This window comes from Lacipirellula sp. (assembly GCF_965279485.1).
Classification (GTDB): domain Bacteria; phylum Planctomycetota; class Planctomycetia; order Pirellulales; family Lacipirellulaceae; genus Lacipirellula.
Genome location: NZ_CBDIIC010000002.1, coordinates 186,077 through 210,882, shown reverse-complemented (window position 1 = coordinate 210,882; position 24,806 = coordinate 186,077). Strand labels below are relative to the sequence as shown.

At 63.1% G+C, this 24,806-nt stretch carries 20 protein-coding genes; 8 read left to right on the top strand and 12 right to left on the bottom strand.

The genetic code is table 11. The features are described from left to right. The gene (locus ACQY7R_RS08375; RefSeq protein ID WP_428305155.1) at positions 1 to 1,386 is read left to right on the top strand and encodes an ethanolamine ammonia-lyase subunit EutB; all 1,386 of its coding nucleotides are present in this window, start codon (positions 1 to 3) and stop codon (positions 1,384 to 1,386) included. Between the two features lie 2 nt (positions 1,387 to 1,388). Then, on the top strand, positions 1,389 to 2,162 hold the full coding sequence (gene eutC, locus ACQY7R_RS08370; protein WP_428305154.1) for an ethanolamine ammonia-lyase subunit EutC: 774 nt from the start codon (positions 1,389 to 1,391) through the stop codon (positions 2,160 to 2,162). Positions 2,163 to 2,489: 327 nt separating this feature from the next. Here the strand turns inward: eutC and ACQY7R_RS08365 are convergent, their stop codons facing one another. Beyond that, on the bottom strand, positions 2,490 to 3,680 hold the full coding sequence (locus ACQY7R_RS08365; protein ID WP_428305153.1) for a Gfo/Idh/MocA family protein: 1,191 nt from the start codon (positions 3,678 to 3,680) through the stop codon (positions 2,490 to 2,492). 116 nt (positions 3,681 to 3,796) lie between these two features. Here ACQY7R_RS08365 and ACQY7R_RS08360 point away from each other — a divergent pair, with 116 nt between their 5' ends. Next, on the top strand, positions 3,797 to 4,732 hold the full coding sequence (locus ACQY7R_RS08360) for an endonuclease/exonuclease/phosphatase family protein (protein ID WP_428305152.1): 936 nt from the start codon (positions 3,797 to 3,799) through the stop codon (positions 4,730 to 4,732). 219 nt (positions 4,733 to 4,951) lie between these two features. Here ACQY7R_RS08360 and ACQY7R_RS08355 read toward each other — a convergent pair whose 3' ends face one another. From ACQY7R_RS08355 to ACQY7R_RS08305, 11 genes are all read right to left on the bottom strand, one after another. After that, entirely contained in the window at positions 4,952 to 6,034 is a 1,083-nt protein-coding gene (locus ACQY7R_RS08355) for a PEP-CTERM sorting domain-containing protein (RefSeq protein ID WP_428305151.1), read from the bottom strand. Positions 6,035 to 6,106: 72 nt separating this feature from the next. Continuing rightward, positions 6,107 to 6,778, bottom strand: a complete 672-nt coding sequence (locus ACQY7R_RS08350; RefSeq protein WP_428305150.1) for a PEP-CTERM sorting domain-containing protein — start codon at positions 6,776 to 6,778, stop codon at positions 6,107 to 6,109. A gap of 234 nt (positions 6,779 to 7,012) precedes the next feature. After that, entirely contained in the window at positions 7,013 to 7,216 is a 204-nt protein-coding gene (locus tag ACQY7R_RS08345; protein ID WP_428305149.1) for a hypothetical protein, read from the bottom strand. Between the two features lie 116 nt (positions 7,217 to 7,332). Next, positions 7,333 to 7,746, bottom strand: coding sequence for a response regulator (locus ACQY7R_RS08340; RefSeq protein WP_428305148.1), 414 nt, complete (start codon positions 7,744 to 7,746; stop codon positions 7,333 to 7,335). 400 nt (positions 7,747 to 8,146) lie between these two features. Continuing rightward, a complete protein-coding gene (locus tag ACQY7R_RS08335) occupies positions 8,147 to 9,175 on the bottom strand; it encodes a sigma-54 interaction domain-containing protein (protein WP_428305147.1) in 1,029 nt (342 codons plus the stop codon). 282 nt (positions 9,176 to 9,457) lie between these two features. After that, positions 9,458 to 10,336, bottom strand: a complete 879-nt coding sequence (locus ACQY7R_RS08330; RefSeq protein ID WP_428308884.1) for a DUF4041 domain-containing protein — start codon at positions 10,334 to 10,336, stop codon at positions 9,458 to 9,460. Between the two features lie 1,004 nt (positions 10,337 to 11,340). Continuing rightward, the gene (locus ACQY7R_RS08325) at positions 11,341 to 13,095 is read right to left on the bottom strand and encodes an FAD-dependent oxidoreductase (RefSeq protein WP_428305146.1); all 1,755 of its coding nucleotides are present in this window, start codon (positions 13,093 to 13,095) and stop codon (positions 11,341 to 11,343) included. 4 nt (positions 13,096 to 13,099) lie between these two features. Then, entirely contained in the window at positions 13,100 to 14,950 is a 1,851-nt protein-coding gene (locus tag ACQY7R_RS08320; RefSeq protein WP_428305145.1) for a sodium:solute symporter family transporter, read from the bottom strand. Positions 14,951 to 15,007: 57 nt separating this feature from the next. After that, complete coding sequence (locus tag ACQY7R_RS08315; protein ID WP_428305144.1) at positions 15,008 to 16,069, bottom strand: Gfo/Idh/MocA family protein; 1,062 nt, start codon at positions 16,067 to 16,069, stop codon at positions 15,008 to 15,010. 75 nt (positions 16,070 to 16,144) lie between these two features. Beyond that, positions 16,145 to 17,080, bottom strand: coding sequence for a hypothetical protein (locus ACQY7R_RS08310; RefSeq protein WP_428305143.1), 936 nt, complete (start codon positions 17,078 to 17,080; stop codon positions 16,145 to 16,147). 5 nt (positions 17,081 to 17,085) lie between these two features. After that, complete coding sequence (locus ACQY7R_RS08305) at positions 17,086 to 18,177, bottom strand: anhydro-N-acetylmuramic acid kinase (RefSeq protein ID WP_428305142.1); 1,092 nt, start codon at positions 18,175 to 18,177, stop codon at positions 17,086 to 17,088. A gap of 324 nt (positions 18,178 to 18,501) precedes the next feature. Between ACQY7R_RS08305 and ACQY7R_RS08300 the strand changes: the two genes are divergently transcribed. The 5 genes from ACQY7R_RS08300 to ACQY7R_RS08280 all read left to right on the top strand — a co-directional run bounded on the left by ACQY7R_RS08300 (position 18,502) and on the right by ACQY7R_RS08280 (position 24,698). Further along, complete coding sequence (locus ACQY7R_RS08300; protein WP_428305141.1) at positions 18,502 to 19,677, top strand: substrate-binding domain-containing protein; 1,176 nt, start codon at positions 18,502 to 18,504, stop codon at positions 19,675 to 19,677. A 521-nt stretch (positions 19,678 to 20,198) separates the two neighbouring features. After that, positions 20,199 to 21,449, top strand: a complete 1,251-nt coding sequence (locus tag ACQY7R_RS08295; RefSeq protein ID WP_428305140.1) for a DUF4623 domain-containing protein — start codon at positions 20,199 to 20,201, stop codon at positions 21,447 to 21,449. Between the two features lie 69 nt (positions 21,450 to 21,518). Then, a complete protein-coding gene (locus ACQY7R_RS08290; protein ID WP_428305139.1) occupies positions 21,519 to 23,048 on the top strand; it encodes a DUF4623 domain-containing protein in 1,530 nt (509 codons plus the stop codon). A gap of 60 nt (positions 23,049 to 23,108) precedes the next feature. Continuing rightward, positions 23,109 to 24,167, top strand: coding sequence for a DUF1559 domain-containing protein (locus ACQY7R_RS08285; protein WP_428305138.1), 1,059 nt, complete (start codon positions 23,109 to 23,111; stop codon positions 24,165 to 24,167). 48 nt (positions 24,168 to 24,215) lie between these two features. Beyond that, positions 24,216 to 24,698 (top strand): hypothetical protein, encoded by a 483-nt coding sequence (locus ACQY7R_RS08280; protein WP_428305137.1) that lies wholly within the window; start codon positions 24,216 to 24,218, stop codon positions 24,696 to 24,698. Positions 24,699 to 24,806 lie beyond the last annotated feature (108 nt).

Genomic DNA, 24,806 nt, shown 5'->3' with positions numbered 1-24,806 from the left:
ATGAGTACCTACCACATCGCTGCCGCCCACCGCAGCTACACGTTCCACTCGCTGAAGGAACTGTTGGCGAAAGCGACACCCGCGCGCAGCGGCGACTACCTCGCCGGCGTCGCGGCGGAGAACGATCGCGAGCGCGTCGCCGCGCAGATAACGCTCGCCGACGTGCCGCTCACGCGCTTCTTGGAAGAACAGCTGATTCCGTACGAGACGGACGAAGTGACGCGGCTGATTGTCGATTCTCACGATCGCGAGGCGTTCGCCCCGGTCGCTGAGTTGACGGTTGGCGACTTCCGCAATTGGTTGTTGCGTTATGAAACCGATGTGGAGACGCTTGCCGAACTCGCGCCGGGGCTGACCCCGGAGATGGTCGCCGCGGTCAGCAAGATCATGCGGAACCAGGATCTCATTCTGGCGGCGAGCAAGTGCCGCGTTGTGACCCGCTTCCGCAACACGCTCGGCCTGCATGGGCGACTGGCGATTCGGTTGCAGCCGAATCACCCGACCGACGATCCGGCGGGGATCGGCGCGTCGATCCTCGACGGCCTGTTGTATGGTTGCGGCGACGCCGTCATTGGGATCAATCCGGCGACCGACTCGGTTGACGCGGTGATTCGGCTCGTGATGATGATCGACGAACTGATTCAGCGATACCAGATTCCGACGCAATCGTGCGTGCTTGCCCATGTGACGACGCAGATGGCGGCGATCGAGCGTAGGGCGCCAATCGATCTTACCTTTCAGTCGATCGCGGGGACCGAGGCGGCGAACGCGAGTTTTGGCGTCACGCTCACTCTGCTGGAGGAAGCTCTGCACGCGACGCGCGAACTCAACCGCGGCACGGTCGGTGACAACGTGATGTATTTTGAAACCGGCCAAGGTTCGTGCCTGTCGGCCGAAGCCCATCACGGCGTCGATCAGCAGACGCTCGAAGCGCGGGCCTATGCGGTCGCGCGGCGCTATGAGCCGCTGCTGGTGAACACCGTTGTTGGCTTTATCGGGCCCGAGTACTTGTACGACGGCAAGCAGATCATTCGCGCGGGGCTTGAGGATCACTTCTGCGGCAAGCTGCTTGGCCTGCCGATGGGATGCGACGTCTGCTACACGAACCATGCCGAGGCCGACCAGGACGACATGGACAACCTACTAACGCTGCTCGCCGCGGCGGGGTGCAACTATTTCATGGGCGTGCCGGGCGCTGACGACGTGATGCTGAACTACCAGTCGACTTCATTTCACGACAGCCATTACTTGCGGCAGCTGTTTGATTTGCGGCCGGCGCCCGAGTTTGAAGAGTGGCTTGAGGCGATGCAGATCACCGACGACGGGAGTCGCTTGCTGCCGATTGAGGGACAGCACAAGTTGCTGGGAGGCGGCGAGCCGCGCTAGCAATGTCTGAGAACTTGCCCGAGAAATCAAACTCCGTCACGAACGACCCGTGGTCTGAGCTGCGCAGCGCGACGAGCGCACGCATCGCCCTTGGCCGCGCGGGCGGGAGCCTGCCGACGCACGAATGGCTCGATTTCAAATCCGCCCATGCCGCGGCGCGGGACGCCGTGCATGTGGAGTTCGACGCCGAACGATTGGCGGGCGAGATCGCGGCGCTTGGCGTGCAGACGTTCATCGTCGACAGCGCGGCCGGCGATCGAGCGGAGTTCCTGCAGCGGCCCGACCGCGGGCGCCGGCTAGCTCCCGCATCGCAGCAGTTGCTCGAAGGGTTCGTAGCCCCGCCGGAGCGATTTGATTTGGCGATTGTGGTGAGCGACGGGCTGTCGGCGCTCGCCGTCCAGACGCAAGCGGCGCCGCTGCTCGCTTCGCTGTTGCCGTTGCTACGGGCCGATCGTTGTCGCGTGGCGCCGATCGTCGTCGCCCGTTTCGGACGCGTGGCGCTGGAGGATCAAGTGGGGGCGCTGCTGGGAGCGCAGTTGGCGCTGATGCTGCTCGGCGAACGCCCTGGGCTCGGTTCGCCCGATAGTCTTGGGGCCTATTTGGTTTACGACCCTAAGTTGGGCAACACCGACGCCCAACGGAATTGCGTTTCGAACATTCGGCCCGAGGGGCTGCCGATTCCCGCCGCGGCTGAGACGATTCGTTATTTGCTGAACGAATCGCGGCAACGCCAGCTGAGCGGCGTGCAGCTAAAAGACCAGCGCGTCCTGCAGTAACCGCGGGGCAACGCCCCGCGGTTGCTTACGCCGAAGGCGTTGAATATCGGAGCCCGGGGTCGCCGCGCTAGCGGCGCACCCTGGGGACAATCGTCGACAAGCACGGTTACCCCCACGGGGTTACAAAACCGCCGCCGCCAAAGCTGGACGTTGTGAAACCCCGTTGGGGTATCACTCTTGAAATGGACCTTCAACCCAGGGTGCGCTGCGCGACCCTGGGCTTTGTTGTGGAACGCCGTTGGCGTTCTCGAAAGCTGTGGGGGCGTTCTAAGGTCAGTTGATTCCGCTCCGACGGGTCGTTGACCCGCGGCTACGGGAATGCGAACGCTACTCGCGGCGTTCGGAGATCTCGCCGGTCGCTTTGTTGCGGACGATGAGCTTGAGACTGCCGTCCATCATCCGCTCTTCTTTGAGAAGGATGTGCTCGGCGTCGTAGTCGCGAATCGCGGCAACATTTACGGACGACGCGGCACCGCGCCAAATCGGCAGTTCTACCGGCGCCCACTGACGTGACGCCAGCGAGGCGTACGCGGCGTCGAGAATGGCGTTGACGACGTAACCGTCATAGAAGGTTTCACGTGGGGCGCGGCCATCTTCGATCGCGTCAAACATGTCGGCGAACATATCGACGTAGCCGAGCGCTCCCGGCTCGTCGCCGACGGGGAAGAGCCAACCGGTGGCCGACTCGGCTTTCTCGGCGACGTAGCCCGACTGCCCGATCGCGGTGAACATTTCGAGCCCAGTTCGCAGCCAATGGTTGAGCCAGATCGTGCCGTGGGTGCCGGCCACTTCGTCGCGAAGGTCCATGCCGCCACGAAAGGTCCAGCTCACTTCAAACTGACCGACGGCGCCGTTTTCGAACTTCACCAGCCCCACGGCATGATCTTCGGCGTCGATCGGATGAACCTGCGTGTCGCCCCAGCACATCACTTCGACGGGGCGAATCTCTTTGCCGATAAAGCTGCGGGCGATTTCGACGCAGTGGCAGCCGAGGTCGATGATGGCGCCGCCGCCGGAGAGTTCCTTGTTCCAAAACCAATCGCTGTGGGGACCGCCGTGCGTTTCGCGCGAGCGAACCCACAGCACCTTGCCGACGGCGCCGCCGCGGACTGATTCGAGCGCGTGCAGCGTTTTGGGCGTGTAGCAAAGGTCTTCGAGATAACCGTGGAAGACGCCGGCCCGCTCGACCGCTTCGAGCATCCGCCGCGCCTCCGCGGCGTTGCGGCCGAGCGGCTTGGTGCAGAGAACCGACTTGCCAGCCTCGGCGGCGGCGATGACGGCGGCTTCGTGCAGGTGGTTCGGCAGGGCGACGATCACCGTGTCGGTGTCGTGATCGCGGATCGCATCTTCCATGCTGGTGGTGAAGCGTTTGACGCCCCACTCGCCCGCGAAGGCCTTCGCGCGGTCGTTCGAGCGAGAGTAGACGACTTCGACGCGATCGCGGCCGCGCCGTCCGTGCAGCGACATCGTGTAGAACATGCCGATGAGGCCCGTTCCGAGCAGCGTGATCCGGCGCATTTCAAATTGCTCCGCAAGAAAAGTAGACTATGGGGCGCCGCCCGTCGGGTTCGCCGCTCGCGGCGGGCGTGCGTCACTAGGATACAGCCGGGACTCTTCATCGGGAAAGACAAACCATGCCGCTTGCTCGGATTCTTCCTTCAGCGCTGCTGAGCGCTGTTCTGCTCGTCGCTGCCCACGTCGCGCACGCCGAATCAGTGCGGGTGATGAGCTTCAATATTTGGGTTGGCGGCGAATCGGGCGGGCAGCCGACCGAGCAAACCGTTGCGGTGATCAAAGCGGCCCGCGCTGACGTCGTCGGCCTACAGGAATCGCATGGGCGCGAGCATGACGGCGTCCGCCGCGACGCGGCCGCACTGCTGGCGAAGCAACTCGGTTGGAACTACTTCGACCAAGGCGATGACGACACGGGCGTCATCAGCCGTTACAAGATCGTCGGCTCGACGCCGAAGAAGTGGGGCGTTGAGTTCGAGCTGCCGACGGGCGAGCGGTTCTGGCTGTTTAACGCCCACTTCGCGCACGCCCCCTATCAGCCTTACCAGTTGCTGAAGATTCCGTACGCCGACGCCCCGTTTCTTGAGACGGCTGAAGAGGCGGTGAAGTCGGCACGCGACGCTCGCGAGTCGCAAGTGAAGTCGATGCTGGCCGAAATTGAAGCAGTGCGCGGCGAGGGGAAGCCAATTTTCATCACTGGTGATTTCAACGAACCGCCCGCGCTCGATTGGACCGAAGCCGCGCATGCCGTTGGCTTGCACCCGGCGGTGGTCTGCTGGCCCGCGACCGCGATGCTGCAGGAGGCAAGATTCGTCGACGCTTATCGCACGCTCTACCCCGATCCGGTGCAGCAGCCGGGCTTCACGTGGACGGTGCTTACAGCAGAGGATGATCCGGCTGATCACCACGATCGCATTGATTTTGTGTTCGCCACCCCGAAAGACATCGAATTAAAAAGTGCCGAGATTGTGGGGGAGCGAAGCGAGCGGGCAGACATCGTCGTCACCCCCTACCCTTCCGATCACCGCGCCGTAGTTGTGGAGGCGGAACTGAAGTAGCTGGGTTCGCCGCTCCTACATTGAGTTGTTCGAAGCCAAGCATAACGAAAACGGCCCTGGCCGCAGGCGAACCCGCGGCCAGGGCAATTCACAATTTGAGTTCTCTGGCTCCCTCCCCCTCAAGGAGAGGGAACCACCTAGGTGCGTTTTTAGAGCCTCCGGCAGATCGCTCTTGAGATAGCTTCTCTGCCGGAGGCCGAAATCAAGCTGAGGCCTCGCTCACGTGATCGACTGCCGCCGCCAGGCGATCGCGATCATGCCGCAGGCGAGCAACGCGACGCTCGTCGGTTCCGGCACGTTCACCGTGTACAACTCGAACGCCAAGTCCTTCGAGAAGGTACTGATCGGCGGGTAGGCGGCGTTGTTGTTCGCCGGCCCGTCGGCGAGGTCGACGTACTTCTGCGGCAGCATATTCTGCTGATCGACCTGCGGCGAGAGGTAGCCGGCGGTCGTCGGCAAGATGCGGACGTCGCCCGCCACCGAGTCATCCTGGAAGTGCCACACCGGCGTGCCGATGCCGACTTGGCCGACGACCGTTTCGCCGGGCGAGACGTTCGGCGAAGCAAGCGGGTTCTGCTGGGTGTAGTCGCGATTGTGCCAGCCCCATTGCGTCACCGGCGTGAGGCTCGCATTCGGATTGCCGGCCGGGAAGCTCAGGCCTGGAACCACGTCGACCATCGCCACGATCTTCAGCCAGTAGACGGTGTCCTTCTTTTCCGGGAAGTCGAGATTGAGGTGCAGCTCGGCGTTGTACTCGTAGAGCGATTCGCCCAGGATCGGATCCGGGCCGCGGATCAGCTTTTCGGCGAAGGTGCCTGAAGTCGGAGCGAGCGGATTGCCGGCCGGGTTGCGCTGCACGACTTGGTTGAGCAGCGGAGTGCCGGGGCGACTGAACGGCGTGTTCGGCCCCTGAGGGATGTCGCTCTCGAACGAAATGAGGAACTTGTTCACCGGCATCTGCGGGTCGATGAAGTCGTTCTTGTACGAGCCCCACCACTTCACGTGGACGACCGGGCTGGTGAGGTTGTCGGCGAAGTCGTCCGCCATGAACTTGCCTTGGTAGACCGACGGGATTTGTCCGGGTTGCTGCGTGAAGCCGTAGGCGGTGCTCAGCTCGTCGTGCCCCATGTAGGTGTTGACGGTGCCGTTGACGTCGGGAATCAGCGTGTTGATCATCGGCTTCTGCGTGAACTTTAGCAGATCGCGGCCCGGCAGCGGGTCGGCCGCGGCTTGCGGCAACGATTGAACGAGTGTGAAGGCAAGCGTCAGAGCGGTGGCGAGACCGTAAAACGTGGAACGCATGAGATCAGCTCCTGAGAATGAGTTTTTGTCGGCGTGAAAATGAAAAGGTCGTCAGCGGTAGCTCGCAGCGGTCTACAGAGACGTTGCCCTCCCGCGTCGCCGCAGCGCGACGATTCCCGTGAGCGCCATGCCGCCGAGCGCGATCGTTGCGGGCTCGGGGACGAGTTGATACGAGCCTACGACCTTGTCGACGCGGAGTCCGGTCGGTCCGCCGGCGTTCGAGACGAGAAATTCGATCGTATTGACGCCGATTTGAAACCCGCTCGTAATACTGAACGGGACGAGCGTCGTGAAGCCAGCGCTTAGTTGGCCGGTGGAGATGTTGTTGATCTCGATGTTCACCCCCGGATCGTCGGTCCCCCACAGGCCGCTGACGCTCACCGTGCTGAGGTTAGTGAGCGGCGGGAGCACGAACTGCGTCGCGTAGGTGTAGGCGCCGGCGGGGCCTTGGCTGTTGGCATTGGGCCCAATCCACCGCGAGTTCGGGTTGTTCGGCACCCATGGCCCGCCGAAGATCGGCCAGTTGGTATGGTCGACGGTTACCGGCACGCCGGTGGTTTGCGAGAGGGTGTAGAAGTAGTGGATGTCGGGGACGCCGATGCCGGCCCAAGCGTTGTTCGAGGGGTCCGTGCCGGTGTTGTAGATCGAGATGGGAACGGCATGCGCTGTTGACGGCAGGAGACCGACGGCGCTGCAGACCGCGAGCGCGGCAAGGAAGATGCGCGGAATTAAGCGTGGTGTCATGAGATCACTCCAAATTGAAGAGGTGACTTCTGTGGGAGGTGCGAGTGTTTCTCTCCCTTGCAGAGAGAGCAACTGAGCACGGGCGACCTAGGCGCCCGAGCGCAGGGCGGTAGGAGTTCTGCGAAGCAGCGGGGAGGGATTTGTTTTGTCGGCAACCGCATGAAGCGGAAAAGCTCGTAGCAGAACCCCTCACCCTGCCTCTCCCCTCAGGGGAGAGTAGTTTCGGCAACTCGCCTATTTGTCGCTCCGGCGCAGCGCACTCTCGCGGCGAGCTTGCCACGGCTGGCTGCGGCGACTGCTCCGATGCCGAGCGCGATCGCGGCCGACTGGCATCTGCCCATCGCGGTTGCGACGCAACTTCTGGAAGGTCGCTAGGTCGCCGGTGAGTTCGCCGAGTTCTTCTTCCAAATCGAACGGCAGGACGTAGGCTACGGTCATGAGTCAGTTCCTTTGCATGTGGCCTCGCTGAGCTCGCGAGACGTGGATGATTGGCGTAGTTTGAATTGTGTTGCTTGGCGGTTCAGCGGCCTCTGCAGGGCAAGGAGCCGAGACGCTTAACTCATCGATTGCGGTGCGCCTCGGCGAAGGGCCGCTCGTGAAACGGCGTCGCGACATAAGCGGAGCCAGGCGCCGTTCACCGGCTTGCAGAGATAAGCCGAGGCGCCGGCCGCGCGGGCGGCGAGTTCGTCTTCGAGCGAGTGCTCATCGGCAATCAAGAAGACGGGGCAGCGTTGCCCGCGCTGACGAAGCAGCTGTAAGAAGCTGACTCCCGACATGTCGGGGAGTCGCAGGTTGACCATCCAGAGGGTGGCTCGCGTGGAGTCGGCGTCGCGGAGCGCCGCATCGCCGGTCGTGTAGCGGCGGCAGGTGAGATCGTCGAAGCGATCGTCCGCGAGGAGCGGAGCGTAGTCTTGGGGCGCGGCGTCGACGATCGCGAGATCGTCGATGCGCCGAAATGTGGAGTTCATGAGCGTGCGTCCTTTCAGCCTCGTTGCGAGCGAGGCGAGGCGTGATGCCTGCGGGCGAGTTGAACGCTTCTGTTAAAGCATGCTGCGCGCCGAAACGATGCGACTGCGCGCGGAAGACGCGTAAGTTACTGCGCTGCCGAAGATTGCGCTGTTACGGTTGGAACGGCTCGCTTCGAGAGAGCCAACGCGGCGTCCGGAAGCGGAGAGAAGTCGTCCGAATACGGACGGGTGTTTGGCAGCGCCAAAGCGGTGAAAGCGTCCGATTATGGACAGGCACTGTGCGTAGTGAAGAGAATAGCCGCGGGCTCTGCCCGGGGGTGGCGCAACGAGCGGCAATGCCAACTGAAATGGGGGCCAACCCCCGGGCGGAGCCCGGGGCTAGAGTTGGCCGGCTCGCTCGTTACGCGAGGCCGTGACGCTCGATCTTCCGCAGGAGCGCCTGCCGGCTGACGCCGAGCAAGCGGGCCGCGGCCGCGCGATTGAAGTAGGTGAGTTCGAGCGTTCGCACAAGATGCTCGCGTTCCAACTCGGCGAGCGTCATCCAAGCGGGCGACGCTGGAAGAGGTGGGAGCAGCGGCGGAGCCGGTAACGCCGCGGCGAGCTCGTTGCCCGGCTCATCCGCGGGAAGCCCGTCGTAGTACTGCTCCTCCTCAAGCAGGCGTTCGATGCTGCGGCCAGTGATCGTTGGCTCGCTCGCTTCGATGACGCTTTGCTCGAGCACGTTACGCAGCTGCCGCACGTTCCCTGGCCATGCGTACGCCATGAGGGCGGCGATCGCCTCCAGCGACAGCGTGCAGCATGGCAGCCCCTCGCCCGCGAGTTGCTGGAGGAACGTCGCCGCGAGCGCCGGAATGTCGTCCGGGCGGTCACGCAACGCCGTCGCCTGCAAGTGGACCACATGCAAGCGATAGTACAGGTCTTCGCGAAAGCGGCCTTCGCGAACCTCGCGCAGCAAGTTGCGATTCGTCGCGGCGACAATGCGGACGTCGATCGGCCGACCGGCGTAGCTGCCGACGGGGGTGACGACGCGCTCCTGCACGACGCGGAGGAGTTTGGCCTGCAGCGGCAGCTCCATTTCGCCGATTTCATCGAGAAACAGCGTGCCGCCGTTGGCCGCTTGAAAACAACCGACGGCGTCGCAGTTCGCCCCGGTGAACGCTCCCGCGACATGGCCAAAGAGTTGGCTCGCCATCAGTTCGCCGACGAGCGATGCACAGTCGACTGGCACGAACGGCCCGCCTGCTCGGGCGCTGAGCGCATGGACTTCCCGCGCGACCAGCTCTTTGCCGGCGCCGCTGGGGCCTGTGATGAGAACATTCGAAGCGAACGGCGCCGCGCGCGCGATCTCCGCGCGCAACCGACACGTCGCCGCCGACGACCCGACGAGCCCCGATGTGTGCGGGGGGCTCGCCAACCGGCGCGCATTCATGAGCCCCTGCCCGGCGCCAATGAACTATTTTCGACCCTGGCGCCAAAAACGAGTGAGGACAAACGAGACGCGCCTCTGCGCTGCTCCTGCGCACGGGTCAGTGTAGACGTGTCGCGCCAATCGCCAAGCGTTTGGCAATAGAAATTCGGAGAAAGTCGCAGCGAACCGCTCGCGAACCGGGACGCATTGCACACGACCACGTTGGACTGGCGCGTCCAGTTGCATTGATGCAAGACGGCGCCGACCGGCAAGTAGCGGCGCCGTGGCCGAGTCGGGATTTCATCAGGCGCTTTGCAGCGCAACCTCGTCGGCAACGACGTGGAGCGGACACGCCTCGACGTCGATCGCCAACGTTTTCCGATACTGCTCCGCCTGGTGCTCGGTGACGAACGTCACTTCGGCATGAAGTTCCTTAACCGCTTCGCGAATCTCGGCTAGCGTTACGCGGAAAAACTCGCGACGCAAGTTGACTTTGTTCACTCGCCGCGCTGCGAAGTAGCGGTGAAGCTGGTTCTCAAGCTGCGGGGCATTCTCGCTGTAAATGAGGGCGTGGACGTCGAAGTAGAACGGCACCGACGAATCGCCGAGTTCTTCGACCCGTTCCAGCGGTTCGAGTCGCCGCGTCATGCCGATCTTGTACACCCCCTCGCCGAAGGAGCCGATGTTCGAGAGGACGTAGACATGGCCCGACTTGGTGAGTTGCGCCCGAGCGATCGCCTTCGCTTTGCGGTCGAGGGCGTCGCTGAGTTGCGTTTCGAGCTTGTGCACCAATGCCTGCATTGCTGCCGTTTGCTTGCCGGTTTCGTGAGCCAGCTCGGCTCGCGCTTTCTCGAGCGCCCGAAGCGCGACGGCCTCGTCCTTTTCGGCGGCGGCCTGGACCTGCTCGATTTCGCGCGCGACTTTCTCTTCTTCGCGAAGCTGTTCGCGAATTTGCCGCTGCTGTTCCTTTTCTTCCTGCTTCTTCTCCTGGTACTCGTGCGAGAGATAGAGTTCCTGCAGTTTGAGCTGTTGATAGGCGCTGGAGAGGGTGATTCGCTTGGTCTTTCCCAACTTGTTGATTTGGTCGAACGCACGCTCGATACGGGTTTCGAGCGCGGCGGCGTTGTTGTACTTCACCTTGCTAATGGCGGCGTCGCATTCGCCGTTGAAGGCGCGGAGCATGAGCTTGCACTGCTGCTCGACCATCTTTTTTCCCTCGCCCTTGCTGCCGTCGACGGCCCACTCGGTGTCGCACGTTGCCGCTGCTTTCAACTTGAGCATCGCCTTCTGCTCACCGCGGATTCGTTCTAGCTGCGTCTGGTAGCGTTCGGCAGAGTCGAAGTCATACTTCGGGCGGTAGAAACCGAAGGTCTGCAGTTCGCGCATTTCTTCGATCGCCTCGACCTCGCGTTTTAGTTCGGCGAGATAGTTTTGGGTGTATTCGACCTTCGCGGCGATTTCCGACGCCGAAGCGACAAGTCTGGCGGCAGCTGCAGTCCGCTCTAACCCCTGCTCCGCCGCGGCAAGCTCTTGGCGCTTCGCGGTAAGATGAGATTCAAGCTCGATCGCCGTGGCGAAGGTTCCGACGACTGCTTGCAACTCGGCAAGGCGCTGCTGTTCTCGGGCGACGTGCTGCCGGAGTTCCGTGGCTGTTTTGAAGTCTCCGACCACCGCCTTGTATTGCAGTACATGCTGTTTTTGTTGAGCGATGAGCGCCGCTAAACGCTGGGTTTCCGCCGCCGTGATCTCTTTCGCGGCGACTGCTTGCCGGGCCGCTTGCTCGCATTCCTGCCGGTACGCATCGAGGTCGATAATGTCGGCGTAATGCTTGAGATTGCCCCGCATCTGAAAGTAGAGGAAGGCGAACGTGAGCAGCGCGGTGAGGGAGAGCCCCAGCGCGATCGATAAGGCCATCGACATCGAGATCCTCAGCAAAAGCAGGGATCGCGCAGCCTTCGTCCGTGCGGTTATCGCGATCACTAGAGTAGTTGATGAGCCCGGCTTGTCGCCTAAGCCGAGTGTGAATCAACTCTAGTGCGGATTCGCTGAAACAGCAATTAAAAAGATGGTGTATTCTCGGTGACGCCAGGATGACTGGTGTGATCCGGCGAATTGGGCGTGGCCCTGCCCGTAGCCGAAGGTTTTACCCTATTGGCTGAGGCTGGCGCTCAGAAGCGCCTAGCCGTCTACTTCTTCGCCACTTCGCTCACCGCGTCCGCCGGAATCGTCCAATCGATCGGCGTCTTTTCCGCCACCAGCTTTTGGACTTCGTCGATCGACTCAAGCGCCTGTCGCGAGGTCTTGCCGGTCTTCGCCATGTAGGCGGCGGCGACGCCGGCGGCGGTGCCGGTCGACCATTCGGTCGGGTGGAGCCGCGTCGCCGAGTTGGCGAGAAAGCTTTGGGCCATCGTCTTGCCGGCGACGAGCATGTTCTCGACGCGGTCGTTCGTCAGCGACCGGAACGGAATGTAGAACGGCAGCGTGTCGTGGTACTTGTAGACGTACTTCGGGAACGTGAAGCCGGTGATCGGGTGGATGTCGGCGGGGTAGGCGCCGAGGGCGATCCGGTCGTCGAACTTCGTCCCCGTCCGCTCAGCGATTTCGCCGACCATGTCGTCCATCGGCAGCACGTAGCCGTCGAGGCCGATCGAGCGGCGGGTGTCGCGAATGTACGGCAGCTTCGCGAGACCGTGGCCAGTGCCGAGAACTGATGAGTTGAGCACGATCTGCTTCGGGTTGATCCCATTGGGGGCGTTGGCTTTGAACCATTCGTGCCAACCGAGGGCCCGCTCTTCGGCGCCGGCGAGGACTTTCACGTCGACGCCGCCTTGCCAGTCGTCGCGCGTCGCGGCGGCGTCGGCCTTCGAGGGGAAGAGGTAGCCGAACGGATAGTCGTTGCCGCCGTTGCCGACCTTGTCGGAGTAGCCCCAATTTTGCAGGCAGAGGTCGCCCGGCGCCGGGGCGCCTTTGCCGCGAATACGGCGATAGGTCCACACCTTTTCCCAGGCGTCGTCGCGGCCTTCATAGGTGGCGAAGCCCATGCGATCGAGCGGCACGTTGGCTTTCGGTTCGTCGGCGGGATTCTCGAGGAACTCTTCGACGAAGCAATAGACGGTCGCTTGTCCGCCGCGGTCGTCGCCCTCGAGACCGCCGTCGGTCGACTCGACGCCCTGCAGGTAGGGAGCATCGGCGAGCGCAAGGACTTCGCCCCACTCGGTCGCTTCGATGAAGACGGGCGAGCGCTTGGCGCCGGGGGCGGCGGCGAACTTCAGCACGCGCTTCGTGAACCGCGCGGAGTCTTCGGGCGAGTACCAGTCGGCGAGGTCCTGCGACGGCAGGCGGTCGTAGCCGTTGTGGAGGACGCCGGCGCGGGGCTTGCGCTCGATCGCGGTGATGGAAACAATTCGTTTGCCGTCGGGGCTCGTTTCGACGTTCTTCACCACCGTGTCGAGATAGACCGTCAGCTTGTCGCCGACCTTCGCTTGCAGCGGCTCAAGTTGCCTTACAAAGCTGTCGGGGCAGTAGCAAAAGCGGCTGACCCAGCAGTTGGCGGGATCTTCGAGGCCCTCCATCAGCGCGTGGAAGCTGGGCGTGATGTTCGCCGGCGTGCGTGCGACTTTGGCGACGCTGTAGGCCTCGGTGGCAGGCGACTTGGGTTGGATCGTATGCCACGCCTCGTCGACGGCGGGGACGCCGCTGCTGGTGAGTTGGCCGCCGACCCAGTCGGTCGGTTCAAGCAGCGCGGTGCGGGCGCCGCTCTCTGCGGAGGCGATCGCGGCGGCAAACGCAGCCGTCGAACCGCCGGCGATGACGACGTCGTAGTCGGTGAGATCGATGGTCCGCGGCGCCTCGGCGCCAACGGCGGTCGTCGCGAGGAACGAGTTCGTAAGCGTCGCCATCGCGGCGAGGGCAAGCGTGAGCGTGTGCAGCGAGCGAAGCATGGGTTCAGTCAATCTCCAAGCGATTCATATGCCAATCGAATAATTTGTAGAACGCGAGACCGCCTGCAGCGGCGGCGAGCAGCAACCCGCCCGCGGCCAGCCAATGGCCGACGGCGAGTTGTGAAAGTCCCAACACGCCGGCGGCAATCCACGCGGCGCCGACGATGGCGGCGAGGAGACCGCCGCGCAGCAGGCCGGTTGGCGGCGTTGGAAGTTCGAACGATGCGCCGGCGGCTTGTTGGTCGCGGATCATCTGCCGCACGGGCCCCCACATCCCCATCGGCCGGGCTCGCAAGTAAAACGAAGTCAGCGTTTCGTCGCTCTCCGGTTTGGTGAGTAGCGCCACCACGGCCCACAGCAACGTCGTGATCGCCATCGCAATGACGGCGTGGAGCATCGCCATCGCATCGGCGGCCGCTTCGCCCGTGGCGAGTTGCGCTTGCCACCAACTCGACTGCGGCAGCAACGAACCGAGCACGAAGTAGATGACGGGGCCGCCGATCATCGCGGCGATCCACGAGGCGAGATTCGCCCGCCACCACCACCATTGGGCCCAGTAGTAGGCGGCCGACGCGGCGAACATGCCGCTGATGACCATCGCAATTTGGAACAGCGAGTCGGAGGCGTACATCACCCACACGCCCGCGAGCAAGATGACGAGTGTGACCATCCGGCCGACCCACAAGACGCGCGGATTGCGGGCGTCGAGGATCGCGGCATTCGGGAACAGCTGACGCAATACGTCGTTGACGATCGTTTGCGAGCCGTAGTTCAGGTAACCGCTGATGGTCGACATGACGCTCGCCAAGGCGCCGGCGACGACGAGACCGAGGGCGCCAGGCGGCAGGTAGGCGGTGAGCATGCGGCCGTAAATTTGCTCACGGTCGCTGCGGGTGGCGTGGTAGAGGTCGGGTTCCTTCGCGAGCATTCCGAGCACGGGAAGCGTGATCAGCAGCAGCATGACGAACATCGCGAGCTGCCCCCAAATAGTGACCTTCGCAGCTTCGCGCGGCGTCGGGCAGGAGAAGATCCGCTGGCCATCGAGGTCGACGCTACCGCCACGGCCGATGGTGGGGATGATCAGCCACGCGACGACCAAGAGCGGGCCGAGGATTTCGTGCCCCGGCGTTGGCAGCGTGGAGAGAATCTCCGCATGCTCCGTGGGGTGGGCCGCGCGAATCGATTCGGCAAGCGGCTCGGCGCCGCCGGCTTGCACCATCACCGCGATGAGCAAGCACGCGCTGGCGACGATGATCACCGCTGATTGGAACACGTCGGTGATCAACACGCCCGCGAACCCTGACACCCAGACGTAGCCGGCGACCATCGGCACGACGCAGGCGAGCGTCACCCACTTGCTTTCGACGCCGAGCACCGGCTGCATGATCTTGTGCGTGCCGAGTAGGCCGGCGCCAATCCAGGGGACCATGCTCACGGCGACGGCGAACAGCGCGGTGTAGACGCGAACGAACTTGGCGCCGCGGCCACCGAAGCGAAGGGCGTAAAACTCCGGTCCTGTGCGGATGTTGAGTTGCCGCCACCGCGCGGCGAATAACATCGCCACGATCATCCACGCCAGCCCGAACCGCGATAGGTAGAACCACGCGACCGGCAGCCCGATCACCGCTGCCATGCCGCAGTAAAGCGGCGCCACGTCGGCGTTGATCGCCGTCGCCGCGTAGGAGACGCCGTTCATCCACGCCGGCACGCGCCGGCCGGCGAGGTAGTAGCTCTCTTCGTCTTCGTGCCCGGTATCCCACAAGCGATGGGCCCAAAGGCCGACGACGAGCGTCGTCGCCAGATAGGCGCCGATCACCAGCAGGTCGGGCAGATGGTTTTCAAGCAGTGGTGTCATGCGGCGGCGTTGCGTGCCGAGGGCGAGCGGCGGCCGATCGCGCCGCCTGGTATGCCATTATGCCTGGAGAGCGACCGGCCGCGGGAGGCTGCTGCGGTAGATGTCGTCGACGATGCGCTGAACCACCTCGCCGTCGCTGCCGGTGGCGCCGGTCACTTGGCGACTTTCCATGCTCTGCAGGAAGGCGGTGAGTTGATCGCGGTAGAGTTCGGCTTCAGGTGCTTCGAAGCGTTCGTCGACGAGCGCGCCGTCCCGTTCGCTCGTCACGGTGGCGTGATCGCCGAATAGCTCAAATGTCATCCCGCCGCGATCGCCGAAGAACCCCATCATCGAAACGGGCATCGCTTGCTCCGGGAAATTGCCGGCCCAAGCGACGTTGAGGTCGAGCGTCGATCCATTGCGGAATCGCACGAGGGCATGAGCTGCATCCTCGACGTCGCAGACGCCATCCCAATCAGGCGGGCCGGCCCACATCTCATTGTAAACGTACTCGCGCATCCGTCGCCCGAAGGTCGAGTAGACCTGCCCGTTCACGTCGACGACTTCAGGGTGGCCAAGAATCCAGAGCGACAAATCAATCAGGTGAACGCCGACGTCAATCAGAGCGCCGCCGCCGGAGATCGACTTCGTCGTAAACCACTTGCCAAGTCCGGGAACGCCGCGGCGAAGATGAAGGTGAGCTTGAGCGTGGTAAATCTCGCCGAGCCGCCCTTCGTCGACGATTTGCCGGGCAAGCCGACCGACCGCCGTGTAACGATGCGCGAAGCCGAGCTGCAGCACGCGATCGTTGCGAACCGCGGCGGCGTTGATTTCCGCACACTCTGCGGCGTTGAGGGCCATCGGCTTCTCGAGCAGCACATCCTTGCCGGCGTCGAGCGATGCGACGGCGAACTCGCGGTGGAGATGGTTCGGCACGCCGACGATGATCGCGTCGGTTGCCGGATCGTTGATCGCGGGAGCAATAGATTCGCACGGTTCGCCACCGAATTTTTCGGCCAGCGCGCGGGCCTTCTCAAGGTTGATGTCGACGACCCAGCGAACGGCCGCGCCGGCTTCGCGGGCCGCTTCCGCATGCTTCAGTCCGATGGCGCCGGCGCCGATGATTCCGAGTTGCTTCACGAATCGATGCCTATCTAGTGAGCGAATGATGTTGGTTTGGTGCGGTGGCCGGTGGCTACGAGCAGCATGGTAGTGCTAACGGCCGGCGGGCTGTGCGGCGTGGTGATCTTCGTGGGCTGCCGCGCTGACGGCGAAATGGGGAGCAGGTACCGCGTGCTGAACGCCGCTTGATCGCAAATCGACGAACGCATGGCAGGCTTCGTCGCTCATCGCCACGTCGAGAATCCGCCGCACCATCAGCGATTCACGACGATCGATTAGCGGTCGGCCGGCATCGAAGAAGTCGAGGATGCTCGCCGCCGCGTCGATGAACAGCGTGCCGCCGTCGACTTCGATCTGCTCGCTTCCTTGCTGCGTCGAGACGATCGCGCTGAACGGAATCTCAACCTCGGGGTTGAAGTCGATCAGCGCCGTGCGATTCCCGGAGAACTGCAGCAGCCATTGCGGATGGGCCTCCGGGCCGAGCCGCATGACGCGCTCCGCCTCGTGCCCTAGGCAACTCACCGCCAGTTCGACGGGATGGATGCCATACTCGGCGAACGTTGTGCCGGAGGAAAACACTAGCAAGCTTTGCACCGGCGAAGGAAGTTCACGGACGAACGCCTGCACTGCCGTCGTTCGCAACGCCGAAGTCGTCTGAGTCGGCGTGCGATGGGCGTCGGCTAGCGCGAAAATCTCTCGGGCTGTCGGCTCATCGGGGGCGAACGTCTTATCGACGAACGTCGGCTTTCCGTATGGAAAGACCGCCTCGCACATCTCAAGATGCAGCTCGGGATTCGCCGGGGCGAGGATCACGAAATAGTCGACATGCGGCGCAAGCGACGATACATCGGCGAAGTAGGGAAGGTTTCTCTCCTCGGCCCACGCGCGGCTGACCTCTCCCTCGATGGCCGTGGAGCCGACGACTTCGTACCCGCGCGCAGCCAGTGGCCCGCGAATCGCCTTGAGGTAAACCTCGGCGTGGTAGTTGTCGAGTCGGTAGTCGACGAATCCAATTCGTTTCGTAGCCATATGGTTTACTGCTCTTCCGCAGGATTGAACGTATGGGCTTGCGTAAGGACGCCCGCGCTGTCGGCCGAGCGGCAGCCGGTGGTCTCCGGCGTGGTGATTGGCAGCCGCTTGAGATGCCTCACGGCGAGCCAAGCGATCGACTCGGCCGACATCGTGTGTGGGTTGAGGCCGCGCTCCGAGACGTTGCGAACCGTCGCGAAGTGCTGCCGCAGCATGTGGCAGATGACGGGATGTTCGCTGCCGGGCCCGGTGATCCAGAGCAGGTCGGGTAAAGCAGGCAGTTGCTTCACCGCGCGCGCGAACGCTTCGACGGTGATCGCACAGAGCGTCGCGGCGCCATCTTCAACGCTGAGGCCTGCCACGTCGACGTGATCGAACTCGTAGCGGTCGGCGGCCTTCGGAAGCGACCGTGCGAAGAACGGTGAGTCGAGCGCCGTCCGCACCAACTCCTCATCAACGCGGCCGTCGCGCGAAACGCTGCCGTCGAGATCGTGCGGGATCTCGGCCATCTCTTGGACCCACTCGTTGAGCAAGCCAACGCCGGGGCCGGTATCGCCGGCGATGATCTCATTCTCTTCGCTAAGCCACGTGACGCTGGCGACGGAGCCGAGATGGAGCATGAGCGAAGGGCGCGGTTCATACGCCATGTGGGCCCAGTGGAACATCGCGACAAGCGGATTCCCCTGCCCTCCGGTCGCCATGTCGTGCCGGCGGAAGTCGCTGACGATCGGTAGCTTGATCGCCTCGGCCAGTTGCCAAGGGTTGCCGAGCTGATAGGTGAGCCCTTCGCTCGGGATGTGCCGTAGCGTGTGGCCATGGAGGCCGACGACCTCGATTCCCTTTGTCTGCTCAGGGAACTCAGTACACAGCTTCTCGAAGACCTGTGCGAGTTGTACGGTGAGTTGCTTCTCAAGCCGCAGGATCTCGGTGGTCGGCAGGTCGTTCTGCGTCGCTTCCAGAATCCGCCAGCGGAGCCGCTTGTCGTACGGCAGCGAAACGCCGGCGAGCGGAACGATCTCGTCCCGGCCATCGGTATCGATGACCGCCGCTTCGACGCCGTCTCCCGACGAGGAGGCGAGCAATCCGGCCGAACGCATGAGGGGAACTTGGGTCAAACCAACAGCCTTTCTGGAAGCCGTGACCGAGAGATCGTTTGGTAGTCTATCAGTCGTTTCGGGGGATCGCCTGAGGATCCGCGCAATCTTTTCCACTGGAAGCGCACTGCCATGGTATGCTGGAATTGGCCGGCTCGCACGGCCGCTCGCGCCCCGCATCTAGCCCCGGGCTCCGCCCGGGGGTGGTACTACGCAGGGCGACGATTACCAGAATGGTTGCCGACCCCCGGGCAGAGCCCGGGGCTAGGAACGAGGCAGCGAGCCGGGATGTACACAAAATAGGTGTATGGAATCCAAAGGGTCGTCATGTCGATTCTCGGCAGAAATCAGTTGCGACAGATTGCGGTGCTGGTCGAGACCGACAACAGCTGGGGGCGGAACGTCGTCCAAGGGGTGGCCGACTACGCGCGGAAGTTCGCCCAGTGGAATCTGCTGATCGATCCGCGCGACCAGAGCCAGGGGTGGTCGCTCCCCGATCGGTGGCATGGGGACGGGATCATCGCGCGGGTAAGCACGCCGCTCCATCTCGACGAGATCGCCCGCAGCGGCTTGCCGGCGGTCAACGTCGACAATGTCTTTGAGAACCAAGAAGGCGTCGGCCAAGTCACTACCGACGAGCATTCGCTGGCGGTGATGGCGCTCGCCCATTTCCGCGAGCGTGGGTTCGTCCACTTCGCCTACTTCGCTCCGCCGAGCCACGAATACTCGAAGAAGGGCGCCCAGGCCTTCTTCGCGGCGGTGACGGCCGAGGGGCACGACTGCCACATCTATCGCCCGGGCTACCGCGGCGGTCGGCGGATCAGCCGCGACGAGGAACATAACCGCATCCATCGCTGGCTCAGCCATTTGCCGAAGCCGGTGGCGGTACTTGCCGTCGATGCCCGCCGCGGCCGGCAGCTCGCGGAGATCTGCAGCCTGGAGCGGATTAGCGTTCCCGACGAGGTGGCCATCCTGGCGGGCGATACCGACGAGTTTCTGTGCAACCTCAGCTCGCCGCCGCTTAGCAGCATCGAGGTCGCCAGCCAGCGGATCGGCCACGAGGCGGCGATGCTGCTCGACCGGATGATGCATGGCGAGCCGGCGCCAAGCGATCCGCTACGGATCCAACCGGTGCGCGTCCTCGCCCGGCAATCGACCGACGTGTTGTCGATCGACGATCCGATGATCGTCCAGGCGTTGCGGTTCATCCAGACGCATGCTTTTCGCGGAATCTCGGTCGACGACGTGCTGCGCGAGGTGCCGGTCTCGCGGCGGTATCTGGAACTTCAGTTCAAGAAGCGGATCGGACGGCTGCCGGCGGAAGAGATTCGCCGCCTGCGATTGGAGCGGGGCCGCGACTTGCTCACGCAGTCGGACCTCTCCGTGGAGGCGATCGCCGCCGCGTGCGGTTACGCCGGGGCGACGCAGTTTGGGGTCGCCTTCAGGAAGCATTTTGGGAACACCCCCCTCGCCTTCCGGCGGCAATTGCTGCGGACTTCTTAGTCGCGGGCTGGCGGGCTCGAAGCCAAACCACCCGGGCGTGGCGCCCAGCCGTTCCCCTGCGAGTTCCCGCATCGCGGTGGCTCGCAAGGATCGGAACGGCGATTCGCCCGTTATGCTCAGCACTCCCTCCTAGTGAATTGCTGCAGGCCCAACGTTGGCGGCGGATTTCCGGGCGAATCTGCAGCGAGCACGCCGTGCGCATCGTGTGGAAAATATTGCGCGGTTAGTGTTTGTGGCGTTTTCGCCTCATTACTAGGATGCACGAAAGGCAATCCAGCAGGCGCCCGCCGGGGCAGAACGGCGAAGTGGCAATCGCCGCCGCGGAGAGTTGGATTTCCTTTTCGACCCAGGCTTTTCCGTCGAGCATTGGCTAGTTCTCTGACATTCGCCGCGGCGCGTCCGCGCCGTGCGTATGGCCAGCGAGCTGCCGACCAAGCGGATCGAGCATTGCGCCCGATCAGCTTGCTTCATCATGACGTTCATCTCTTGCGGTTCGGCACACTTCTTCGGAGGGCGAGCTAGTGAAGTCTCATCAAGCGGGGTTGGTTGCAGCGTGCGCTGCGATCTTGTGCGCGGCGTCGCCGGCAATCGGCGCGACGCTCACGGCGAAAACAAGCTTCGGCGGCGGCGATGGTTGGCGGGCTCCTTTTGAAGTGCTGAGCGGCGATACAGCCGCGAGCGCGAGCAGCGGCAACTATCGCTTCCTGGGCAACGCGGTCACGAACACCGCCGTCAATCCAGGCAACACCGAGCGCGGCTTCGCGTACAACCCGACGAGCGGAAACCTCCTCTTGGTGAGTCGCGGCACTGGAACAGATCGAGTTCGGATTCTGGATGGACAGACGGGCGTCGACAAAGGCTCGCTTGATTTGACGGGCGTTACCGGCGGCACCTTTGCGATGAACATGATTGGCGTCGCCGACGATGGCGCGATTTACATGGCGAACTTGGCAGGGAACGTGAACGACGGTCCTTTCAAAATCTACCGCTGGGCGAGCGAGGCGGCGGTGCCGACCGTGGCCTACATCGGCGGCGGCGCGGGCAACCCGGCGCCTCCTTTGGCCGGCACGCGATTGGGAGATTCGTTCGACGTCATCGGCAGCGGCGCCAACACGCGACTCGTTGCCGGCTACGGCTCGACCCCGTCGATCGCCGGTAGCAATGGCTTCGCGCTGTTTGATACGGATGATGGCGCCACCTTTACGGCCGCGAGCATTCCGGTCACTTCGAGCGCTCCGTTCACCGCCATCCCGAGCGGCGAGTTTCGCCTCGGCATTTCGTTCGTCGACAGCGATACGATCGTCGGCAAGTCGTCGATCAACCCGGCGACCGTCGTCGACATTAGCGGCGCGACCGCCGCGGTGAGCGCTCAGCACACTACCGATGGCATCACGCTGCGGCCGATGGATTTCGCCACGATCGCGGGTATTCCGGTGATGGCGATGGTCGAAGCAACGACGGGAACGACTGATCCCACCCGGTCGCGCATTTTCGTCTACGACATGAGAGACCCGTCGCTGCCGCTCGCGGAGCGTAAGCTCGGTCAAGCCTCGGCCTTGCCGGGGCCGCAGGCTTCGAACCCGAACTCTGTCGGCCAAGTAAAGTTCGGCGCGATCGTCGGCAACACCGCGACGATTTACGCGATGAGCACGAACAACGGCATCCAAGCCTTTGAACTGACGGTGATTCCGGAACCGACGACCCTCGCCCTCGCCGGCGCGGGCTTGTTGGGACTCGTGACGATCGCGCGGCGTCGCGCGATCGTTTGCTAAGAACTTGTTGAATTCAGCTTGCTTGCCAATTGGTCGGCCAGCATTGTTTGCATCAGGGAGATCAACTTCATGCGACTGGGCATTGCGAAGAGTGTGAAGGCGTTGAGCGCGGCGGCGGCATTTGGCGCCGTGTGCGGCAGCATGTGGACGGCGTCGGCGGCTACGCTCGCCGTTGATCTCAACTTCGGCGGCGGCGACGGCTGGCGGGCGCCCTTCGAAGTCATCGCCGGCGACGTCGCGGGCACCACCGCGCCCGATCCGGTGAGCGCCACCCCGGTCTACAAGTTCATGGGGAACGGCCTCTCGACGGCCAACTATCCTGCGAGCGCCATCAATCCCGGCAACACGGAGCGCGGGTTGGCGTTCAACGCGACGACGGGCAACCTGCTGCTCGTTAGCCGCGGGACCGGCGAAGATCGGATTCGCATCCTCGATTCCGCGACTGGCGCCGACAAAGGTTCGCTCAACATGACGGGCGTCGCTGGCGGTAGCTTCGCGATGAACATGATCGGCGTCGCCGACGATGGCGTCATCTACATGGCGAACCTCACCACCGATCTCAATGCGAGCGCCTACAAGGTTTATCGTTGGGCCAACGAAGCGGCTGTGCCGACCGTTGCGTACATCGGCGGCGGGGCCGGCAATCCCGCGCCGCCGCTCGCAGGAGCGCGGTTGGGCGATTCGTTTGACGTGATCGGCAGCGGCGCCAACACGCGGCTCGTCGCAGGCTACGGTTCGACGCCCGCGATTCCGGCGACCAGCGGCTTTGCCCTCTTCGATACGGACGATGGTTCGACGTTCACGGCCACCAGCGTGGGGGTGACTTCGAGTGCACCGTTCACGACGATCCCCACGGGCGAGTTCCGGTTGGGCGTGACGTTCATCGACAGCGATACCGTCATGGGCAAGTCGTCGATCAATCCAGCTTCCGTCGTCGACGTCACCGGCGCCAACGGCACGGTGGTCGCGCAACACTCGACCGACGGCATCACCTTGCGGCCGATGGATTTCGCCGTCGTCGACGGTCGGCCGCTGATGGCGATGGTCGAAGCGAGCAGCGGCCAGAACGAAGCCTCGCGGGCTCGTATTTTCGTCTACGACATGACTGATCCTTCGCTGCCGCTGGCTCAACGGAAGCTTGGCGAAGCAACCGCCCTGCCCTTCACCGCGGGTGGGCCGAACCAATTCGCGAACGGCAACTCCGTCGGCCAAGTGAAGTTCGGGGCCATCACCGGAAACTCTGCCGAGATCTTCTCCATGAGCACCAACAACGGCATCCAGAAGTTCACGCTCACGTTCGATCCGGTCGTGCCGCCGGTCGTCGACGCCGACTTCAACGGCGACCTGATCGTCGACGGGGCCGATTTCTTGATCTGGCAACGCGGGTTTGGGCTGTCGGCTCAAGCTGACAAATCGACGGGCGACGCCGACGGAGATGGCAACGTGAACGACGCCGACCTCGCCGCTTGGAAGACGCAGTTCGGAACCATCATCACGCCGCCGACGCCGGTGAGCGCCGTGCCGGAACCGGCGACGATTTGCTTGGCGGCGTTCGGCATGATCTGTCTGGCTGGTTTGCGGAAAAATCGTACGATCTAGTTTCATCATCCGTTCATCGAACGGTTCGTCGTCATTTTTTGTTATCGCCGAGGTATCTGAATGGAAGCCTTGCATCAGAAACGAATTCGCCGCTCGCGAACGCTCGCTGGTTTTACGCTGGTGGAACTGCTGGTGGTGATCGCGATCATCGGCGTGCTCGTGGCGCTGCTGTTGCCGGCCGTGCAAGCGGCGCGGGAAGCGGCGCGACGGGCGCAATGCAGCAATAATCTGAAGCAGATGGGATTGGCTGCTCAGAACTATGCTGCAGCGAAGAGTACGCTGCCGGCAGGCTACGATCGGACGAAGGAAGAAGCCGATAAAAGCATCAATTTTTCGAAGCGAGGTCTGTGGACTAGCCTCCTGCAGTACGTCGAAGGGCAGACGGCGTACAACCAGATAGTGTTCGACTACACTGCGAAGGCGGGCGGCAATCCTTATCTCGATCCAGCGAAGGATACGATTATTGATTCGTTCATCTGTCCGTCTTGGACAGATGCGAAAAACACTGCGTCGGCGCCGGCTGGGCAGGAATATCAAATGGGTGCACTATGCACGTATTCCGGGATCGCTGGGGCGATTCGCAATCGTGGTGAAACGCTGTTTCCTTCAGAGCAGGGGTTCGGCGATATCCCTGACAACGGTGCGTTGACGATGCAAATGGTTAAAGGCGCTGCTTCAAGCGGTCCGTTCGGCGGCGGTAGTGCAAAGAATCTCCTAATCGGTCGTGCGCGCACATTGAAAGAAATCACAGACGGGCAGAGCAACTCATTGTTGGCGGGCGAGTTCGTCCACCGCGAGTGTTGCTTCACTAACCTTATTGAAGAGGCTCCTGGAAACGTGCGGCCTTGGTATTTGGCTGGTTACAAAGACGGGCCCTACAGCATGAGAGTTGCGGAGACCTCACCTAACGCATGCGTGGTGCGCGATTCGAACAATTGCGCTGGGGCGTCTGGCTCCACCAAGTTCAATCACCTGCCCATGGGAAGCTTTCACCCCGGCATTACGCAGTTCGTGTTCATCGACGGCAGCGTGCATAACGTTACGGACAGCATCGAGTTGGAAGTGTACAAGGATCTCGCTACCGTCAACGGCGACGAAACCGTGAGCATTGCTCTCTAGTCGCAATCGCAAGTTTCCGTCAGCAGGTCATAGGAAGCATTGGTTTCAATGAGTGAACGTGCCGCTAGTTCAAGTCGACGGAAGCTAACTGCACATCGACTGACAATTGCTCTCGCTTTTCTTGCGTCCACTATCGTCGGTTGCGGCGCGAAGCCGGAAGTGGTTCCGGTGAGCGGCAAGGTGACGTACAACGGCCAGCCGTTGCCGTATGGGACGGTCGGTTTCCAACCGCCGCAGGGGCAGCCGTCCGGGGCGGCGATTCAGCCGGACGGAACGTTCAAGCTCAGCACGTTTGCGGAGTTCGACGGCGCGAAGCCTGGCTCCTACAAGGTGAAGGTCAGTTGTTACGCTTCGCAAAGCCCCTCGGAGCGGGCCAAGCCGCGCACTGGCGAATTCTCGACGGGAGCATCGTTGATTCCGGAGAAGTACGCGTTCGTCGATCGCAGCGAGTTGACCGCCGAGGTGCCGGCGGACGGGACGGATGCGATCGTGTTGGAGTTGACTGGGCCTGAGAAGAAGTTTCCTCAGTAGCCTTTCAGCTGGTTGTCTTTACGCGATGCGTTCTTTAGCCGCCGGCTTCGCCGGGGGGTAGCGCGACGTTGGCGCATCGTTGTCTCGAATGGTAGCCGACCCCCGGGC

Coding starts and splice junctions, on each gene's coding strand:
- ACQY7R_RS08330 (WP_428308884.1), bottom strand. CDS start 10,336: ATGCTCCGCGCCTTCAACGGCGAATGCGACGCCGCCATTAGCAAGGTG.
- ACQY7R_RS08340 (WP_428305148.1), bottom strand. CDS start 7,746: ATGAACTCCACATTTCGGCGCATCGACGATCTCGCGATCGTCGACGCC.
- ACQY7R_RS08285 (WP_428305138.1), top strand. CDS start 23,109: ATGGAAGCCTTGCATCAGAAACGAATTCGCCGCTCGCGAACGCTCGCT.
- ACQY7R_RS08335 (WP_428305147.1), bottom strand. CDS start 9,175: ATGAATGCGCGCCGGTTGGCGAGCCCCCCGCACACATCGGGGCTCGTC.
- ACQY7R_RS08300 (WP_428305141.1), top strand. CDS start 18,502: ATGTCGATTCTCGGCAGAAATCAGTTGCGACAGATTGCGGTGCTGGTC.
- ACQY7R_RS08345 (WP_428305149.1), bottom strand. CDS start 7,216: ATGACCGTAGCCTACGTCCTGCCGTTCGATTTGGAAGAAGAACTCGGC.
- ACQY7R_RS08375 (WP_428305155.1), top strand. CDS start 1: ATGAGTACCTACCACATCGCTGCCGCCCACCGCAGCTACACGTTCCAC.
- ACQY7R_RS08360 (WP_428305152.1), top strand. CDS start 3,797: ATGCCGCTTGCTCGGATTCTTCCTTCAGCGCTGCTGAGCGCTGTTCTG.
- ACQY7R_RS08310 (WP_428305143.1), bottom strand. CDS start 17,080: ATGGCTACGAAACGAATTGGATTCGTCGACTACCGACTCGACAACTAC.
- ACQY7R_RS08365 (WP_428305153.1), bottom strand. CDS start 3,680: ATGCGCCGGATCACGCTGCTCGGAACGGGCCTCATCGGCATGTTCTAC.
- eutC (WP_428305154.1), top strand. CDS start 1,389: ATGTCTGAGAACTTGCCCGAGAAATCAAACTCCGTCACGAACGACCCG.
- ACQY7R_RS08355 (WP_428305151.1), bottom strand. CDS start 6,034: ATGCGTTCCACGTTTTACGGTCTCGCCACCGCTCTGACGCTTGCCTTC.
- ACQY7R_RS08305 (WP_428305142.1), bottom strand. CDS start 18,177: ATGCGTTCGGCCGGATTGCTCGCCTCCTCGTCGGGAGACGGCGTCGAA.
- ACQY7R_RS08325 (WP_428305146.1), bottom strand. CDS start 13,095: ATGCTTCGCTCGCTGCACACGCTCACGCTTGCCCTCGCCGCGATGGCG.
- ACQY7R_RS08350 (WP_428305150.1), bottom strand. CDS start 6,778: ATGACACCACGCTTAATTCCGCGCATCTTCCTTGCCGCGCTCGCGGTC.
- ACQY7R_RS08290 (WP_428305139.1), top strand. CDS start 21,519: ATGCGACTGGGCATTGCGAAGAGTGTGAAGGCGTTGAGCGCGGCGGCG.
- ACQY7R_RS08320 (WP_428305145.1), bottom strand. CDS start 14,950: ATGACACCACTGCTTGAAAACCATCTGCCCGACCTGCTGGTGATCGGC.
- ACQY7R_RS08280 (WP_428305137.1), top strand. CDS start 24,216: ATGAGTGAACGTGCCGCTAGTTCAAGTCGACGGAAGCTAACTGCACAT.